Genomic DNA, 16,313 nt, shown 5'->3' with positions numbered 1-16,313 from the left:
GGCATGAGAACCGGCGGAATACCTGGAATGTGTCGTTGTCTCATCGTTGCGCGTGCGTGAAACGACCAGAACCCTTTGTGCGCGATCCGAGCCCTTCGGCAGCTGGGTTGTGACTAAGGTCCACCCGACTGTGCACCCGCGGACGCGCAGTCGCTGTGGGGCCGGCCACTCGAGGGCCACCCTGGCCGCCGGAGAGACGGTGTGGCCGATGTGGCTAGGTCGTAGGCGTCAGAACAAATGCGGCAGCGCGATCACCGAGTCGACCGCCAACGCGCAGAACACCACGGCGAGGTAGTTGTTCGATTGCAGGAACAAGCGCAGCGGCTTGACCGGCTCGCCGGCGCGAACCCCGGCGTACAGCTGGTGGGCCATGGTTAGGAACCACACCCCGGCGACCACGGCGACCGCCGTGTACAGCCAGCCGGCGGCCAGCGCCAGCGCCAGCGTCGCCGCCACCGTCAGCCAGGTGTAGATCAGGATCTGCTTGGTGACCTGACGCTCGGTCGCGACCGCGGGCAGCATCGGGACGCCGGCCGCTTTGTAGTCGTCCTTGTAACGCATCGCCAGCGCCCAGGTGTGCGGCGGCGTCCAGAAGAAGATGATGGCGAACATCACCAGCGCCGGCCAGCCGATGGTGCCGGTGACGGCCGACCAGCCGATCATCACCGGCATGCAGCCCGCCGCGCCGCCCCACACGACGTTCTGCGACGTGCGCCGCTTGAGCAGCAGCGTGTAGATCAGCACGTAGAAGGCGATGGTGGCGCCGGCCAGGTGTGCCGACAGCATGTTCGTCGTCCACCACAGCCAGAAGAACGACGCCACCGACAGCGCCAACCCGAACACCAGCGCGTGGCTGCGAGGGACCGCGGCCCTGGCCAACGGGCGGCGCGCCGTGCGCTTCATCACCTTGTCGATGTCGGCGTCGGCCACGCAGTTGAGCGTGTTCGCTCCCCCGGCGGCCAGCATCCCGCCGATCAACGTGTTGAGGATCAGCAGCGGGTCCACGGTGCCGCGGTGGGCGAGCAGCATGGCCGGAATGGTGGTGACAAGCAGCAGCTCGATGACCCGCGGCTTGGTCAGTGCCAAATACGCCAGCACCGTGCCATGCACTCGGCTCGGTACTCGGCTCGGGGCGACGCGCCCGCGAACGCTCACGCAATAACTCCTTGGGGTCGCAGCAGCGCGCAGCATCTACTACACACGATGGTAGACCGAGGGCCGGTAATGGCCCGCCCGCAGGGTCTATTCACGCAGATTTTCCTCAGATTTTCGAACTGAATGCTACGGGTCGACAGCCACCGCGTAATTTTCAGTTCAGCCGGCGGCGGGTACCCGAAACCTGCACTGCAAAGGCCGGCCCTCCCGCACTAGGGTGGGAATTATCAGCTTGATGACCCCAAGGACTGAGTCTGTGACCACACTCGAAGAGATCTCGACGCTGACCCAACCACACCTTCCCGACGACTGGTCCGAGCTCGACTCGGCCGCCGTCGACACCATTCGGGTGCTGGCCGCCGACGCGGTCCAAAAGGTCGGCAACGGACATCCCGGAACGGCGATGAGCCTGGCCCCCCTGGCCTACACCCTGTTCCAGCGCACGATGCGACACGACCCCAGCGACACCTACTGGCTGGGACGCGACCGGTTCGTGCTGTCGTGCGGGCACAGCAGCCTGACGCTCTACATCCAGCTTTACCTGGGCGGGTTCGGCCTCGAGCTGTCCGACATCGAGTCGCTGCGCACGTGGGGATCCAAAACGCCCGGGCACCCGGAATTCCGGCACACCAAGGGCGTTGAGATCACCACCGGCCCGCTCGGCCAGGGTCTGGCCTCGGCCGTGGGCATGGCGATGGCGTCGCGCTACGAGCGCGGGCTGTTCGACCCGGACGCCGCCCCCGGCACCAGCCCGTTCGATCACTTCATCTACGTGATCGCCTCCGACGGCGACATCGAGGAGGGCGTCACCTCGGAGGCCTCGTCGCTGGCGGCCGTCCAGCAGCTCGGCAACCTGATCGTCTTCTACGACCACAACCAGATCTCGATCGAGGACGACACCAACATCGCGCTGTGTGAGGACACCGCGGCGCGTTACGAGGCCTACGGCTGGCACGTGCAGAGGGTCGAAGGCGGCGAGAACGTGGTCGGCATCGAGGAGGCCATCGCCAACGCCAGGGCCGTCACCGACCGGCCGTCGTTCATCGAGTTGCGCACCATCATCGGCTTCCCGGCACCGAAGTTGATGAACACCGGCAAGGCGCACGGCGCGGCGCTGGGCGACGAGGAAGTCGCGGCGGTCAAGGAGATCCTGGGGTTCGATCCCGAGAAGAAGTTCGAGGTGCGCGACGAGGTCATCGCCCACACCCGCAAGCTGGTGGACCGGGGCAAGGAAGCGCACGAGAAGTGGCAGGCCGACTTCGACGCCTGGGCGGAGCGCGAACCCGACCGCAAGGCGCTGCTGGACCGGTTGACCGCCGAGGAATTGCCCGACGGTTGGGACGCAGACCTACCGCACTGGGAACCCGGCTCCGACGCGGTGGCCACCCGCAAGGCCTCCGGCGAAGTGCTCACCGCCCTGGGACCGAAGCTGCCGGAGCTGTGGGGCGGCTCGGCCGACCTGGCGGGCAGCAACAACACCACCATGGACGGTGTCGATTCGTTTGGGCCGCCATCGATTTCAACCAAGGACTACACCGCGCACTGGTATGGCCGCACACTGCATTTCGGTGTTCGCGAACACGCGATGGCCGCCATCCTGTCCGGCATCGTGCTGCACGGCCCGACCCGGGCCTATGGCGGCACGTTCCTGCAGTTCTCGGACTACATGCGCCCGGCGGTGCGGCTGGCCTCGCTGATGGACATCGACACCATCTACGTGTGGACGCACGACTCCATCGGACTCGGCGAGGACGGCCCGACCCATCAGCCCATCGAGCACCTCGCGGCGCTGCGGGCCATCCCAAACCTGTCGGTGGTGCGCCCGGCCGACGCCAACGAGACCGCCTACGCCTGGCGCACCATCCTGGCCCGCGGCAACGGGAGCGGCCCGGTCGGGCTGATGCTGACCCGCCAGGGCGTGCCGATCCTCGAAGGCACCAACGTCGAGGGCGTGGCCAAAGGCGGGTACGTCCTTGGTGATGCCGGCGGCGACGAGCCGGACGTCGTCCTGATCGCCACGGGCTCGGAGGTTCAGCTCGCCGTGGAAGCCCAGAAGCTGTTGGCGGACAAGGACATTGTCGCGCGAGTGGTGTCCATGCCGTGCGTGGAATGGTTCGAGTCTCAGCCCGAGGACTACCGCGACAGCGTGCTGCCCCCGTCGGTATCGGCCCGGGTGGCCGTCGAGGCGGGCGTCGCGCAGTCCTGGCACAAGCTCGTCGGCGACACCGGCAAGATCGTGTCGATCGAGCACTATGGCGAATCCGCCGACTACAAGACTTTGTTCCGTGAATTCGGTTTCACCGCAGAAGCCGTCGCGGCCGCCGCGGAACAGGTAGTGGACAACTGAGAAGGGGTAATTCACATGACTCAGAACCCAAACCTTGCGGCGCTCAGCGCTGCGGGCGTATCCGTCTGGCTGGATGACCTGTCGCGCCAGCGGCTGCAGTCGGGCAATCTGCAGGAGCTGATCGACACCAAAAGCGTTGTCGGAGTGACAACCAACCCGTCGATCTTCCAGAAGGCTTTCGCCGAGGGCGACACTTACGACGGTCAGATCGCCGAGCTCGCCGAGCGCGGCGCCGACGTCGACGCCACCATCCGCACCGTCACCACCGACGACGTCCGCAACGCGTGCGACGTGCTGCGGCCGCAGTGGGAAGCCTCCGACGGCGTCGACGGCCGGGTGTCCATCGAGGTCGACCCGCGACTGGCGGCCGAGACAGACAAGACCATCGCGCAGGCCGTCGAGCTGTGGAAGATCGTCGACCGGCCGAACGCGTACATCAAGATCCCGGCGACCAAGGCCGGCGTTCCGGCCATCACCGCCACACTGGCGGAAGGGATTTCGGTCAACGTCACGCTCATCTTCTCGGTCGAGCGGCACCGTCAGGTGATGGACGCTTACCTGGCCGGCCTGGAGAAGGCGCGCGAGGCGGGACACGACCTATCCAAGATCCATTCTGTGGCATCGTTTTTCGTGTCTCGGGTGGACACCGAGGTCGACAAGCGGCTGGAGAAGATCGGCTCCGAGGAGGCGCTGGCGTTGCGCGGCCAGGCCGGGGTCGCCAACGCCCGGCTGGCCTACGCCGCCTACCAGGAGGTTTTCGAGGGCGGCGATCGCTACGAGGCGCTCAAGGGCGACGGCGCCCGCGTGCAGCGTCCGCTGTGGGCGTCGACCGGGGTCAAGAACCCCGACTACTCCGACACCCTATACGTCACCGAGCTGGTCGCGCCGAACACGGTGAACACCATGCCGGAGAAGACCATTGACGCCGTCGCCGACCACGGTGAGATCAAGGGTGACACCGTCACCGGCACCGCTTCCGCCGCCCAGGAGGTGTTCGACAAGCTGGCCGCGGTCGGGATCGACTTGACCGACGTGTTCAAGGTGCTGGAGGACGAGGGCGTGGAGAAGTTCGTGGACTCGTGGACCGAGCTGCTGGAGGAGACACAGAAGCAGCTGGATTCCGCCTCGAAATGAGCCCGGCTCGTACCGCTGCACAATGGCATAACCCGTTACGGGACAAGCGTGACAAGCGGTTGCCGAGGATCGCCGGCCCCTGTGGCATGGTGATCTTCGGTGTCACCGGCGACCTCGCTCGCAAGAAGGTGATGCCGGCCATCTACGACCTGGCCAACCGTGGGCTGCTGCCGCCCAGCTTCTCCCTGGTGGGATTCGCCCGTCGGGACTGGGAGACCCAGGATTTCCGCAAGGTGGTCTATCAGGCCGTGAAGGATCACTGCCGGACTCCCTTTCGGGAGGAGAACTGGGAGCGGCTGGCCGAGGGTTTCCGTTTCGTGCCAGGCTCTTTCGACGACGACGAGTCGTTCGGCCGGCTGGCCGAAACCCTGGACAAACTGGACGCCGAGCGCGGCACCGGCGGCAACCACGCCTTCTACCTGGCCATCCCGCCGAAGTCCTTCCCGGTGGTGTGCGAACAGCTGCACAAGTCCGGGCTGGCCCGCCCGCAGGGTGACCGATGGAGCCGGGTGGTCATCGAGAAGCCGTTCGGACACGATCTGGAGAGCGCGCAGGCCCTCAACCATGCGGTCAACGCCGTCTTCCCCGAGGAGGCGGTGTTCCGCATCGACCACTACCTCGGCAAGGAGACGGTGCGCAACATATTGGCGCTGCGGTTCGCCAATCAGTTGTTCGACCCGATCTGGAACGCGCACTACGTCGATCACGTGCAGATCACGATGGCCGAGGACATCGGGTTGGGCGGCCGCGCCGGCTATTACGACGGTATCGGCGCCGCCCGCGATGTCATCCAGAATCACCTGATGCAGCTGCTGGCGCTCACCGCGATGGAAGAGCCGGTCAGCTTCAACCCCGCGGCGTTGCAGACCGAAAAGATCAAGGTGCTCTCGGCGACCCAGCTGGCCGAGCCCCTCGACGAGACCACCAGCCGCGGCCAGTACACCGGCGGTTGGCAGGGCGGCGAGAAGGTCGTCGGGCTGCTCGACGAGGAAGGGTTCGCCAAGGACTCCACCACCGAGACGTTCGCCGCCATCACGCTGGAGGTCGACACCCGCCGCTGGGCCGGTGTGCCGTTCTATCTGCGGACGGGAAAACGCCTGGGCCGCAGGGTTACCGAGATCGCGCTCGTCTTCAAGCGCGCGCCGCATCTGCCGTTCGACGCCACCATGACCGACGAGCTGGGCACCAACGCCATGGTCATCCGGGTGCAGCCCGACGAGGGCATCACGCTGCGGTTCGGCTCCAAGGTGCCGGGAACCGCGATGGAGGTCCGCGACGTCAACATGGACTTCTCCTACGGTTCGGCGTTCGCCGACGAGTCGCCGGAAGCGTACGAACAGCTGATCCTGGATGTGCTGCTGGGCGAGCCGTCCCTGTTTCCGGTCAACGAAGAGGTCGAATTGGCTTGGCAGATATTGGATCCCGTCCTCGATAACTGGGCGGCCGACGGCAAGCCGGAGCCGTACGAGGCGGGCACCTGGGGTCCGGAGTCCGCGTTCGAGATGCTGCGCCGGACCGGGCGCGAATGGCGGCGGCCTTGATTATCGACATGCCGGACACCACCACCACCGCGGTCAACAAGAAGCTCGAGGAACTGCGGGAGAAGGTCGGCGCCGTGACGATGGGCCGGGTGCTGACGCTCATCATCGCCCCCGAAAGCGACGCCATCCTCGAAGAGTCGCTCGAGGCGGCCAACAACGCCAGCCACGAGCACCCCAGCCGGGTCATCGTCACGATGCGGGGCGACCCGTACGCCGACGAGCCACGCCTGGACGCACAGCTGCGCGCGGGCGGAGACACCGGGGCCACCGAGGTGGTGATCCTGAATCTGTCCGGGGCGCTGGCCGGGCACGCCGCCAGCGTGGTGACCCCGTTCCTGCTGCCCGACATCCCCGTAGTGGCGTGGTGGCCCGACGTCGCACCGGCCGTTCCCGCCCAGGATCCGTTGGGCAAGTTGGCGATTCGGCGCATCACCGATGCCACCAACGGAACCGATCCATTGTCGGCGATCAAGGGTCGGCTGCCCGGGTACACCGCCGGCGACACGGACCTGGCGTGGGCCCGCATTACCTACTGGCGGGCGCTGCTGACCTCCGCGGTTGACCTGCCGCCCCACGAACCGATCGAGTCGGCCGTGGTGTCCGGTTTGAAAAACGAACCGGCGCTTGACATCCTTGCGGGCTGGCTGGCCAGCTGCATCGATGGCCCGGTGCGCCGCGCGGTCGGCGAGCTCAAGGTGGAACTCGTACGCAAGAGCGAGACCATCGTCTTGAGCCGGCCCCAACAGGGCAGGACGGCGACACTTAGTCGCACCGCCAAGCCGGAGGCCCTGCTTCCCTTGGCTCGCAGGGAAACCGGCGAGTGCCTCGCCGAAGACCTGCGGCGGCTGGATCCCGACGAGATTTATCAGACAGCGTTAGAGGGTATTGAGAAAGTGCAGTACGTGTGAGCACCATCATCGAAGTTTTCCCGAACGGTCAGGCGCTCGCCGAGGCCGCGGCCAACCGACTGGCCGATAGCATCCGCACCGCCGTGGCAGCGCGGGACCGCGCGCTTGTCGTGCTGACCGGCGGCGGCAACGGCATCGGGCTGCTCAAGTCCCTGGCGGGGCACGAGATCGCCTGGCCCAAGGTGCACCTGTTCTGGGGCGACGAACGCTACGTCCCGGAGGACGACGACGAACGCAACGACAAGCAGGCCCGCGAGGCCTTACTGGACCGGATCGACATCCCGACCAGCCACGTGCACACGATGCCCGCCAGCGACGGCGAATTCGGCACGGACCTCGCCGCCGCGGCGCTGGCCTACGAGCAACTGCTGGCGGCCAACGCCGAACCCGGCCAACCGGTTCCGAATTTCGACGTGCACCTGTTGGGCATGGGGCCCGAGGGTCATATCAACTCGTTGTTCCCGGACACCCCGGCCGTGCTGGAAACCAGCCGCATGGTGGTCCCGGTGGAGGACTCCCCCAAGCCGCCTCCCCAACGAATCACCCTGACGCTGCCCGCGATTCAACGTTCACGCGAGGTTTGGCTGATGGTGTCGGGCGCCGCCAAGGCCGACGCGGCGGCCGCGGCCATCGGCGGTGCCCCGCCGGTCAAGGTGCCGGCGGCAGGGGCGATCGGCCAGGAAACCACCCTGTGGCTGCTCGACGAGGAGGCCGCCGCCAAACTGCCGTCGCGCCCGGGTCAGCCAGGCTAACCCCCGCCCGGTGTGATCCGGGTAATAATGACGGTCATGGCAGACAGAACCGTGCGCGGTGGGCAAGAGCGAAGCCGGATCAAAACCCTCACCCAGGCTGCGCTGAACGCCGACAAGACGGTGGAGCAGGTCGAAGACGTCCTCGACGGCCTGAGCACGACCATGAAAGAGCTGAACACGTCCCTTTCCAACCTGAATGCCACGGTCGAGCGCATGGAAAGCGGCCTGGACCACCTGGACGGCACCCTGTCGCGGCTGGACGATCTGGCCAGGCGACTGATCGTCCTGGTCGAGCCCGTGGAGGCCATCGTCGGGCGGCTCGACGGCATGGTGAAGGTGGGCGAGACGATGTTGACGCCGGTCGCGATGACCGAGCACGCCGTGCGCGGGGCGCTGGACAGACTGCGGAACCGCTGAGGCCTCGCGGGCTACATCTTGGTCGACCGGGCCATCACGAAGCTATACAGCCCATAGGTGATGATCCCCACGCCGGCGGCGATCAGCAGCGCTGCCCCATAGTGCTGGGCGCCGAGGGTCTTCAGGGCCCCGTCGAGGCCGGTGGCCTTCTTCGGTTCCGAGCGACACGCGGCAACGATTACCAGCACGCCCGTCAGGGTGATCACGGTGCCCTTGCCGATATATCCGGCGACGCCAAGCCGTCGCACCAAGTCGCCCGACTTGCCGTGGAGGTCGTCGACGAAGTTGCGGCTGGCGCCCTTGTAGATGTGATAGCAACCGACCGCGACGATGATCAGTCCGCCCACGATGAGCGCGATGGTGCCGCCGGTCGTTGCCATGAGGCGCGCGCTGATGCTCGAATTCTGTTGATCCGCCGACCTGCCGGCGCCCCGGGCGAATCCGAACGCCGAGTAGGCGAAAGCCAGGTAGACCGCGGCGAGCCCCAGGGCCTTCGCCCGCGAGGAGGCATCCGATGAGGCACCCTTTGACTTGCGGTCGCTCGATCGGCCGAGGGCGGTTTCGACCAGCCGCCACAGGCCCATCGCCAACAGGGCGGCCGTGGCGATCCAGAGCGCCAACGGCCCGCCCGGCTTGGACGCCAGCGTCGCCAGGGCCCCGGTTTGGTCAGCGGTTCCGCCGTCGCCGAACGCAACCCGGATGGCGAGATAGCCGACGATCAGGTGCAGTACCCCGTTGACGACGAACCCGACGCGTGCCAGTCGTTCGAAGACGGTGTTCTGAGCCAACTGAGCCGCGGTGACCGGCGAGGCGATGTCCGACATGGCTTACGAATGCCCATCAGCCACTGTTACGTAACGCGCTGGCCAATCCATTCATCGTCAGCAGGATGCCGCGCTGCACCAGTTCGTCGTCGTCACCGGAGCGGTAGCGGCGCAGCAACTCCACCTGGAGGTGGTTCAGCGGCTCCAGGTAGGGGAAGCGGTTGAACACCGAGCGGGCCAGCGCGGGGTTGTCGGCGAGCAGGTCGTCGTGACCGGTGATGCGCTTGTGCATCGCGATGGTTCGCCGGTGCTCGTCCACGATCTTGCCGAACACCCGGTCCCGCAGTTCCTCGTCGTCGACCAGCTCCGCGTAATGCGCCGCCAGCCCGAGGTCGCTCTTGGCGAGCACCTGGGCCATGTTGGAGAGCGCGCCGCGGAAGAACGGCCACCGCTCGTACAGCTCGTGCAGGATCGCCACCCGCTCGGTTTCGCTTTCGGGCCCGGCCGCGATCCACTGCTCGAACGCCGATCCGGTGCCGTACCAGCCCGGAAGCATCACCCGCGACTGGCTCCACGCCAGGACCCAGGGGATGGCGCGTAGGTCCGAGATCGAAGAGGTGGGTTTGCGTGACGTAGGGCGGCTGCCGATGTTCAGCGAACCGATCTCGCTGACCGGCGTGGAAGCCAGGAAGTAGTCGACGAAACCCGGTGTGTCATGCACCAATTCGGCGTAAGCGCGCTGCGCGAGGGTGGCCACTTCGTCGAGCACCGCGTAGGCCGGCTCCGCGGCATCTCCCAGGCCCTCGACGTCGAGCAGCGTCGACTCCAGCGTCGCCGCCACCAAGCTCTCCACGTTGCGCCGGGCCGCCTGCGGTTCCGCGTACTTGGCGGCGATCACCTCGCCCTGCTCGGTGAGCCGCAGCGAACCGTTCACCGCTCCCGGCGGTTGCGCCAGGATGGCCTCATAGCTCGGCCCACCCCCGCGGCCGACGGTACCGCCGCGGCCGTGGAAGAGCCGCAACCGGATTCCCGCCTTGCGGGCCACCTCGACCAGTGCCAGCTCGGCGCGGTAGACCGCCCAGCTGGACGCGAGGTAACCGCCGTCCTTGTTCGAGTCGGAGTAGCCGAGCATCACCTCCTGGCAGCCGCCCTGCGCGTCGACGACCGCCCGGTACAGGGGAAGCTCGAGCATCGCGTCCAGGATGGCCGCGCCGTTGTGCAGATCGTCGATCGTCTCGAAGAGCGGCGAGATGGCAACCGGGCAATACGGTTCCGGCCCGGAGGCATCCAACAGCCCGCCCTCTTTCAGCAGGATCGCCACCTCCAAGACGTCGGACACCGAGCGGCACATGGAGATGACATAGGTCGGCACCGCGGCCGGGCCGTAGCGCCCGACGGCGTACGCCGCGGCGGCGACGACCTCGAGCTCCGTGCGGGCCAGGTCGGACAGGCCACCGCGGTCGCCGACCAGCGGGCGGCGGGTGCCCAGCTCGCCGGCCAGCAGCTCGACCCGCTCGTCCTCGGGCAGCGAAGCGTAGTCCGGGTGCACCCCGGCCCACGCCAACAGCTCCCCCACCACCTCTTCGTGGACGTCGGAGTTTTGCCGCATGTCCAGGCCGGACAAGTGAAACCCGAAGACGCTCACGCCTTCTCGTAACAGGGCCAGGCGGTCGTCCGCCAGCAGCGCGCTGCCGTGTGCGCGGAGCGCCTCGTCGATGGTGTCCAGGTCCGCCTGCAGCTCGGCCGGGGCGGAATACGGCCTCAGGCCGAGGTCCAGCTCGTGCTGCGGCCGGCTGTCCAGGATCTCGGCACCCGTCGCGGTGAGCCGCGCGCGAATCACCCGCACCGCCCGCCGGTACGGTTCGTCGGCGCGGGCCTGCTCCCCGCAGCCCTCGGCCAGTTCCGCCAGCCCCGGGGTGACGGGGACGAGTCGCGCCGACATCGACAGATCCTGCTCGAGGGCGGTGAGCTCGGCCAGGTAATGCGACAGCGCGGTGAACGCCGCGCTGCCGGTGGCCTGGCGCACCACGTCGCCCGTCACGTTCGGATTGCCGTCGCGGTCGCCGCCGATCCAGGAACCGGGGCGCAGGATCGGCGCGGCGAGCAGGTCGGTGCCGGGCCATCGGGCCCGCAACGCGTCCCGCACCTCGGCGTTGACCTGGGGAATGACCTGGAAGAACGCCGCGGCGTAATAGCGCAGCCCCACCTCGATCTCGTCGGTGATCTGCAAGCGGGACAACCGGATCAACGCGGTCTGCCACAGGGTGAGGATCTGACGGCGCAACTCGCGCTCGATGTTGCGCCCGTCGTCGGTTTCGGTGTGCCCCTCGGCATGCAACCGCATCAGCTGGGTGATCCGGTGCTGGGTGACGAAGACGGTGCGCCGCCGGGTTTCGGTGGGGTGTGCGGTGATCACCGGGGAGATCAGGGCGCCTCGCAGCGCGTCGGCCACCGTGGCCGAATCAAGTTCGGCCGCATCAAGTTTCGCGTACGTCGCGGCCAGGCTGCTGTCCTGCGGCGGCTCTCCGGCGGAGACGTGGATGGCGCGGCGGCGCTCCCGGTGGATGTCCTCGGCCACGTTGGCAAGCAGCGCGAAGTGGCTGAACGCCCGGATGACGGGGATCGCTCGGTGAATGTCGATGCCGTCGAACATGCGCGCCAGGTCGACCCGGTCGATCTCGGAGCGGCGCACCCGGAACGACTCCACCCGGGCACGTTCGACGAGTTCGAAAACATCGTGCCCGCTGTGCTCGCGCACGGTGTCCCCGAGGATGGCGCCCAGCAGCCTGATGTCGGCGCGCATCGGCTCTGTCGCCTCGCGACCGACGAGCGTGCGTCGCACGGCGCCGATGGGTTCGAGCGCGATGTCGGAAACGTCAACCATGCGTCCCAGTATCGGTGCGGATCACGTGGTCCGCCCGCCGACGGGTCACCGGTACTTGATCAGCAGGGCCACCCCGATGATGGAGACCAGCCAGATGCCGGTGATGAACAGGGTCAACCGGTCCAGGTTCTTTTCCACCACCGTCGAGCCGGAGAGGCTGGACTGCACACCGCCGCCGAACAGCGTCGACAGGCCGCCACCCTTGGCGCGGTGCAGCAGCACCAGCAACACCACGAGCACGCTTGTGACCACCAGGGTGATCTGCAGGGCCAGCTCCATGACGCCAAATCCTACCGGGTGGCGCTCGAGCGGCCGCAAATGGCCGCCGCGGTGCTAGGACGACCTTCCTTGCCCTTTTTCCACACGCGTGCAACGATCAGCAATTAGATGCCCGGCTGAGAATGTAAACGTCGGCATCGAGCGATTACTCGCAACCGTCGCTGTTTACTCTTTGCACCTTTGCTACGTGCCCAAACATTCGGACGTAGCGATGATTGCTGATTTCAGTGAAACTAGGGCCGACGACGCGGTTGTTCAGGCATTGGCGGCCGGTTCACCGCAGCGGATGGGGACATTCCGCTTCTATTTCGACGGGCAGCGGTGGGAGTGGTGTGAACAGGTAGCACGGCTGCACGGCTACGAACCGGGGACGGTCACGCCGACGACCGAGTTGGTGCTCGCGCACAAGCATCCCGACGATCGCAAGCAGATCGCCGCGACCCTGGACGACATCCGTTGCAACCACGGCCCGTTCAGCACGCGGCACCGGATCATCGATGTCCAGGGCAACGTCCACCAAGTTGTCGTGGTCGGCAACCAGCTCGTCGACGCCGCGGGCACCGTCGTCGGCACAGAAGGCTTTTACGTCGACGTGACGCCCACCGACCGCGCGGACCAGGAGGCCCTGACCGCCGAGGTCGCAAAGTTCACCAAGAACCGCGCCATCATCGAAAGAGCAAAGGGCATGTTGATGGTGATCTACGGGATCGATGAAACGACGGCCTTCGTGTTGCTGAAATGGCGGTCCCAGCAGAACAACGTCAAGCTGCGACCGCTCGCCCGGCAAATCGTCGCCGAGTTTCTGGCACTGTCACGCAGAGAAGTCCACCCGCTTCGATCCGCTTACGACGACATCGTCCTATCCGCACACCTTCGGGTCGACCCGCAGAGCTGGTGACGCCCCGCGGGCCAAGTCCGTCGCTACGGCCCGCCTATGGCAGGGGCCCGCCGGCGGCGATCGCCGCCAGCGTCGCGAACTGCTCGCCGTCCAGGGACGCCCCGCCGACGAGGGCCCCGTCGATGTCGTCGCGGGCGATGATGTCGCCGATGTTCTTGGCGTTCACCGAGCCGCCGTAAAGCACCCGCACGGTGTCGGCGACCTTTGACGAGGCGAAAGAACCCAGGGTTGCCCGGATCGCGGCGCACACCTCCTGGGCGTCGGCGGCACTGGCCACCCGTCCGGTGCCGATGGCCCACACCGGCTCGTAGGCGACCACGACCTTGCCGATCTGCTCCGCCGAAAGGCCGGCCAGCGAGCCGCGCAGCTGCTCCTCGCAGTGGCTGACGTGCCCGCCGGCCTCGCGGACGTCCAGGTGCTCGCCGATGCACACGATCGGGGTCAGCTCGTGCTTGAGGGCCGCGGCGGCCTTGGCGGCCACCAACGCGTCGTCCTCGTTGTGGTAGGTGCGCCGTTCGGAGTGGCCGACCACGACGAAGCTGCAGCCCAGCTTGGCCAGGAAGGCCCCGCTGACGTCACCGGTGTAGGCGCCCGAGTCGTGCTGGGACAGATCCTGGCCGCCGTAGGTCAGCCGCAGCTTGTCGCCGTCGACCAGGGTCTGCACGCTGCGCAGGTCGGTGAACGGCGGCAAGACCGTGACGTCGACCTTGTCGTAGTACTTGTCCGGCAGCGCGAACGCGATCTTCTGCACCAGCGCGATCGCCTCGAAGTGATTGAGGTTCATCTTCCAGTTGCCGGCGATCAGCGGCTTGCGGCTCACGCGTCTCCTGCTTCCTTGTTTTGATCAGGCTGCGGCCGCCCCAAAACCTCAATGCCGGGCAGGGTCTTGCCCTCCAGGTACTCCAGCGACGCGCCCCCGCCGGTCGAGATGTGCGAGAAGTCGCCCTCCGGGATGCCCAGGGCGCGCACCGCGGCCGCGGAGTCGCCGCCGCCCACCACACTGAACGCACCCTTGCCGGTCGCCGCGGCGATGGCCTCGGCGACGCCCCTGGTGCCCGTGGCGAACGCCGGGAACTCGAACACGCCCATGGGGCCGTTCCAGAAGACCGTCCGGGCGTTGGACAACAGGGCAGCGAAGCGCTTCACCGACTCCGGGCCGATGTCCAGGCCGATCATGTTGTCCGGGATGGCGTCGGCGGCCACCGTCTGCGGCGGCGAGTCGGCGGCGAACTGCTCGGCCACCACGACGTCCCTGGGCAGGCGCAGCACGTCGACGTAGGTGTCCAGCAGCCGGCGACAGGTGTCCACCATCTCCTCTTCCAGCAGCGACTTCCCCACCGGAAAGCCTTGTGCCGCAAGGAAGGTGAAGCACATCCCGCCGCCGATCACGATGCTGTCGGCCTTGGTCGCCAGCGATTCGATGACGCCGAGCTTGTCGGACACCTTCGAGCCGCCGAGCACCACCGCGTAGGGGCGGGTGGTCGAGCTGGTCAACTGCTCCAGCACTCGGATCTCGTCGGCCACCAGCGTGCCGGCATAGTGCGGCAGCAGCGTGGCCACGTCGTACACCGAGGCCTGCTTGCGGTGCACCACCCCGAATCCGTCGGAGACGAAAGCCCCTCCGGGCGAGACCAATTCGGCGAGTTCGCGGGCGAGCGCGAGTCGCTCGCCGTCGTCCTTGCTGGTTTCGCGCGGATCGAAGCGGATGTTCTCCAGCAGCAGGACGTCACCGTCCGTCAGGCCCTCGGCCCGGGCCAGCGCGTCGCCGCCGACCACTCGGGCACCGTCAACGCCGGCGAGTTGCACGTGCCGGCCGAGCCGCTCTCCGAGCGCCGCGGCGACCGGTGCCAGCGACAGTTTCGGGTCGGGCCCGTTTTTCGGCCGACCCAGGTGCGCGGTGACCACCACCTTGGCGCCGGCGTCGACGAGGGCCTGCAACGTCGGCACCGACGCGGTGATCCGGCCCAGGTCGGTGATGGCGCCTTGAGAACCGGTGGAGTCGTCGAGCGGGACGTTCAGGTCGGAGCGCACCAGCACGCCCCGGCCCGAAACACCTTCGGTCAGTAGGTCCGAGAGGTTGGGCGGCAAGGAATCCGTCACGGCTACAGCGACTTGCCGACCAGTGCGACGAGGTCGATGAGGCGGTTGGAGTAGCCCCACTCGTTGTCGTACCAGGACACCACCTTGGCCTGGTTGTCGATCACCTTGGTCAGGCCGGAGTCGAAGATCGAGCTGTGCGGGTCGGTGACGATGTCGCTGGAGACGATCGGGGCGTCGTAGTACTTCAGGATGCCCTTCAGCTTGCCCTCCGCGGCGGCCTTGAAGGCGGCGTTGATGTCTTCGGCGCTGGCGGATTTGGACAACTCGGCGGTGAGGTCGGTCACCGAGCCGGTGGGGATCGGCACCCGCAACGCGTAACCGTCGAGCTTGCCCTTCAGCTCCGGCAGCACCAGCCCGATGGCCTTGGCCGCGCCGGTGGAGGTCGGCACGATGTTCAGCGCGGCGGCGCGGGCGCGGCGCAGGTCCTTGTGCGGCCCGTCCTGCAGGTTCTGGTCCTGGGTGTAAGCGTGGATCGTGGTCATCAGCCCCTTGACGATGCCGAACTCGTCGTTGAGGACCTTGGCCAGCGGCCCGAGGCAGTTCGTGGTGCACGACGCATTGGAGATGATGTTCTGGCTGCCGTCGTACTTGTCGTCGTTGACGCCCAGGACGATGGTGATGTCCTCGTCGGTGGCGGGCGCCGAGATGATCACCTTCTTGGCGCCGGCGTCCAGGTGGCCCTTGGCCTTGGCGGCGTTGGTGAACAGACCGGTGGACTCCACGACGACGTCGACGCCCAGGTCGCCCCACGGCAACGCTGCCGGGCCCTCCCTGACCTCGAGCGCCTTTATCTTGTGCGGACCCACCACGATGGTGTCCTGGCCTTCCAGGCTGACGTCATACGGCAGCCGGCCCAGGATCGAGTCGAATTTGAGCAGGTGCGCCAGTGTGTGGTTGTCGGTGATGTCGTTGACCGCCAGCACCTCGATGTCTGCGGTGCCCTGCTCCTGTTGGGCCAGGAGGGCCCGGTAGAAGTTGCGTCCGATTCGACCGAAGCCGTTGATGCCTACTCGGACAGTCACTTGATCTCTCCCTGTCTTGGCGATGTCTTTACTGAGTCCGCTGAATACGCGCTCGTGGTCAGCCTAGTTGAGCAACATGCGCGGTTGCCGCCCCGGTTCCCGCGGACAACGT

The 16,313-nt window shown here is 67.1% G+C and carries 14 protein-coding genes; 7 read left to right on the top strand and 7 right to left on the bottom strand.

Annotation, left to right across the window (positions count from 1 at the left end):
* Positions 1-228 precede the first annotated feature (228 nt).
* Entirely contained in the window at positions 229-1,155 is a 927-nt protein-coding gene (locus tag A5678_RS08715) for a heme o synthase (RefSeq protein ID WP_068040904.1), read from the bottom strand.
* A 256-nt stretch (positions 1,156-1,411) separates the two neighbouring features.
* Between A5678_RS08715 and tkt the strand changes: the two genes are divergently transcribed.
* Genes tkt through A5678_RS08685 form a run of 6 tightly spaced genes read left to right on the top strand, consistent with a single transcriptional unit; the run spans position 1,412 to position 8,254 of the window.
* Entirely contained in the window at positions 1,412-3,502 is a 2,091-nt protein-coding gene (gene tkt / locus A5678_RS08710; protein ID WP_068040902.1) for a transketolase, read from the top strand.
* Positions 3,503-3,517: 15 nt separating this feature from the next.
* On the top strand, positions 3,518-4,636 hold the full coding sequence (gene tal, locus A5678_RS08705; protein ID WP_068040900.1) for a transaldolase: 1,119 nt from the start codon (positions 3,518-3,520) through the stop codon (positions 4,634-4,636).
* On the top strand, positions 4,633-6,177 hold the full coding sequence (gene zwf / locus A5678_RS08700; RefSeq protein ID WP_068040898.1) for a glucose-6-phosphate dehydrogenase: 1,545 nt from the start codon (positions 4,633-4,635) through the stop codon (positions 6,175-6,177). Before tal ends, zwf begins: the two co-directional genes overlap by 4 nt.
* Complete coding sequence (opcA, locus tag A5678_RS08695) at positions 6,174-7,085, top strand: glucose-6-phosphate dehydrogenase assembly protein OpcA (RefSeq protein ID WP_068040931.1); 912 nt, start codon at positions 6,174-6,176, stop codon at positions 7,083-7,085. Before zwf ends, opcA begins: the two co-directional genes overlap by 4 nt.
* A complete protein-coding gene (gene pgl / locus A5678_RS08690) occupies positions 7,082-7,837 on the top strand; it encodes a 6-phosphogluconolactonase (protein ID WP_068040896.1) in 756 nt (251 codons plus the stop codon). Before opcA ends, pgl begins: the two co-directional genes overlap by 4 nt.
* 27 nt (positions 7,838-7,864) lie before the next feature.
* Positions 7,865-8,254: an ATPase gene (locus A5678_RS08685; RefSeq protein WP_068040894.1), complete on the top strand. Its 390-nt coding sequence runs from the start codon at positions 7,865-7,867 to the stop codon at positions 8,252-8,254.
* An 11-nt stretch (positions 8,255-8,265) separates the two neighbouring features.
* Here A5678_RS08685 and A5678_RS08680 read toward each other — a convergent pair whose 3' ends face one another.
* From A5678_RS08680 to secG, 3 genes are read right to left on the bottom strand one after another with little or no spacing between them, the layout of a single operon-like run.
* Entirely contained in the window at positions 8,266-9,078 is an 813-nt protein-coding gene (locus tag A5678_RS08680; protein WP_068040892.1) for a DUF1206 domain-containing protein, read from the bottom strand.
* A 16-nt stretch (positions 9,079-9,094) separates the two neighbouring features.
* Positions 9,095-11,902 (bottom strand): phosphoenolpyruvate carboxylase, encoded by a 2,808-nt coding sequence (ppc, locus tag A5678_RS08675; RefSeq protein ID WP_068040890.1) that lies wholly within the window; start codon positions 11,900-11,902, stop codon positions 9,095-9,097.
* Between the two features lie 45 nt (positions 11,903-11,947).
* Positions 11,948-12,181: a preprotein translocase subunit SecG gene (gene secG / locus A5678_RS08670; protein ID WP_040624202.1), complete on the bottom strand. Its 234-nt coding sequence runs from the start codon at positions 12,179-12,181 to the stop codon at positions 11,948-11,950.
* 211 nt (positions 12,182-12,392) lie between these two features.
* Here secG and A5678_RS08665 point away from each other — a divergent pair, with 211 nt between their 5' ends.
* The gene (locus A5678_RS08665) at positions 12,393-13,079 is read left to right on the top strand and encodes a PAS and ANTAR domain-containing protein (protein WP_068040888.1); all 687 of its coding nucleotides are present in this window, start codon (positions 12,393-12,395) and stop codon (positions 13,077-13,079) included.
* Between the two features lie 34 nt (positions 13,080-13,113).
* Here the strand turns inward: A5678_RS08665 and tpiA are convergent, their stop codons facing one another.
* Genes tpiA through gap form a run of 3 tightly spaced genes read right to left on the bottom strand, consistent with a single transcriptional unit; the run spans position 13,114 to position 16,201 of the window.
* Positions 13,114-13,899: a triose-phosphate isomerase gene (gene tpiA / locus A5678_RS08660; RefSeq protein ID WP_068040886.1), complete on the bottom strand. Its 786-nt coding sequence runs from the start codon at positions 13,897-13,899 to the stop codon at positions 13,114-13,116.
* A complete protein-coding gene (pgk, locus tag A5678_RS08655) occupies positions 13,896-15,167 on the bottom strand; it encodes a phosphoglycerate kinase (RefSeq protein WP_068040929.1) in 1,272 nt (423 codons plus the stop codon). The genes tpiA and pgk overlap by 4 nt, the downstream gene beginning before the upstream one ends.
* Positions 15,168-15,181: 14 nt before the next feature.
* Positions 15,182-16,201: a type I glyceraldehyde-3-phosphate dehydrogenase gene (gene gap / locus A5678_RS08650; protein ID WP_068040885.1), complete on the bottom strand. Its 1,020-nt coding sequence runs from the start codon at positions 16,199-16,201 to the stop codon at positions 15,182-15,184.
* Positions 16,202-16,313 lie beyond the last annotated feature (112 nt).

It is taken from the genome of Mycobacterium sp. E2733, assembly GCF_001667585.1.
Lineage (GTDB): Bacteria > Actinomycetota > Actinomycetes > Mycobacteriales > Mycobacteriaceae > Mycobacterium.
The sequence above is the reverse complement of the archived record's forward strand: the minus strand, read 5'-3'. Positions and strand labels throughout refer to the sequence as shown.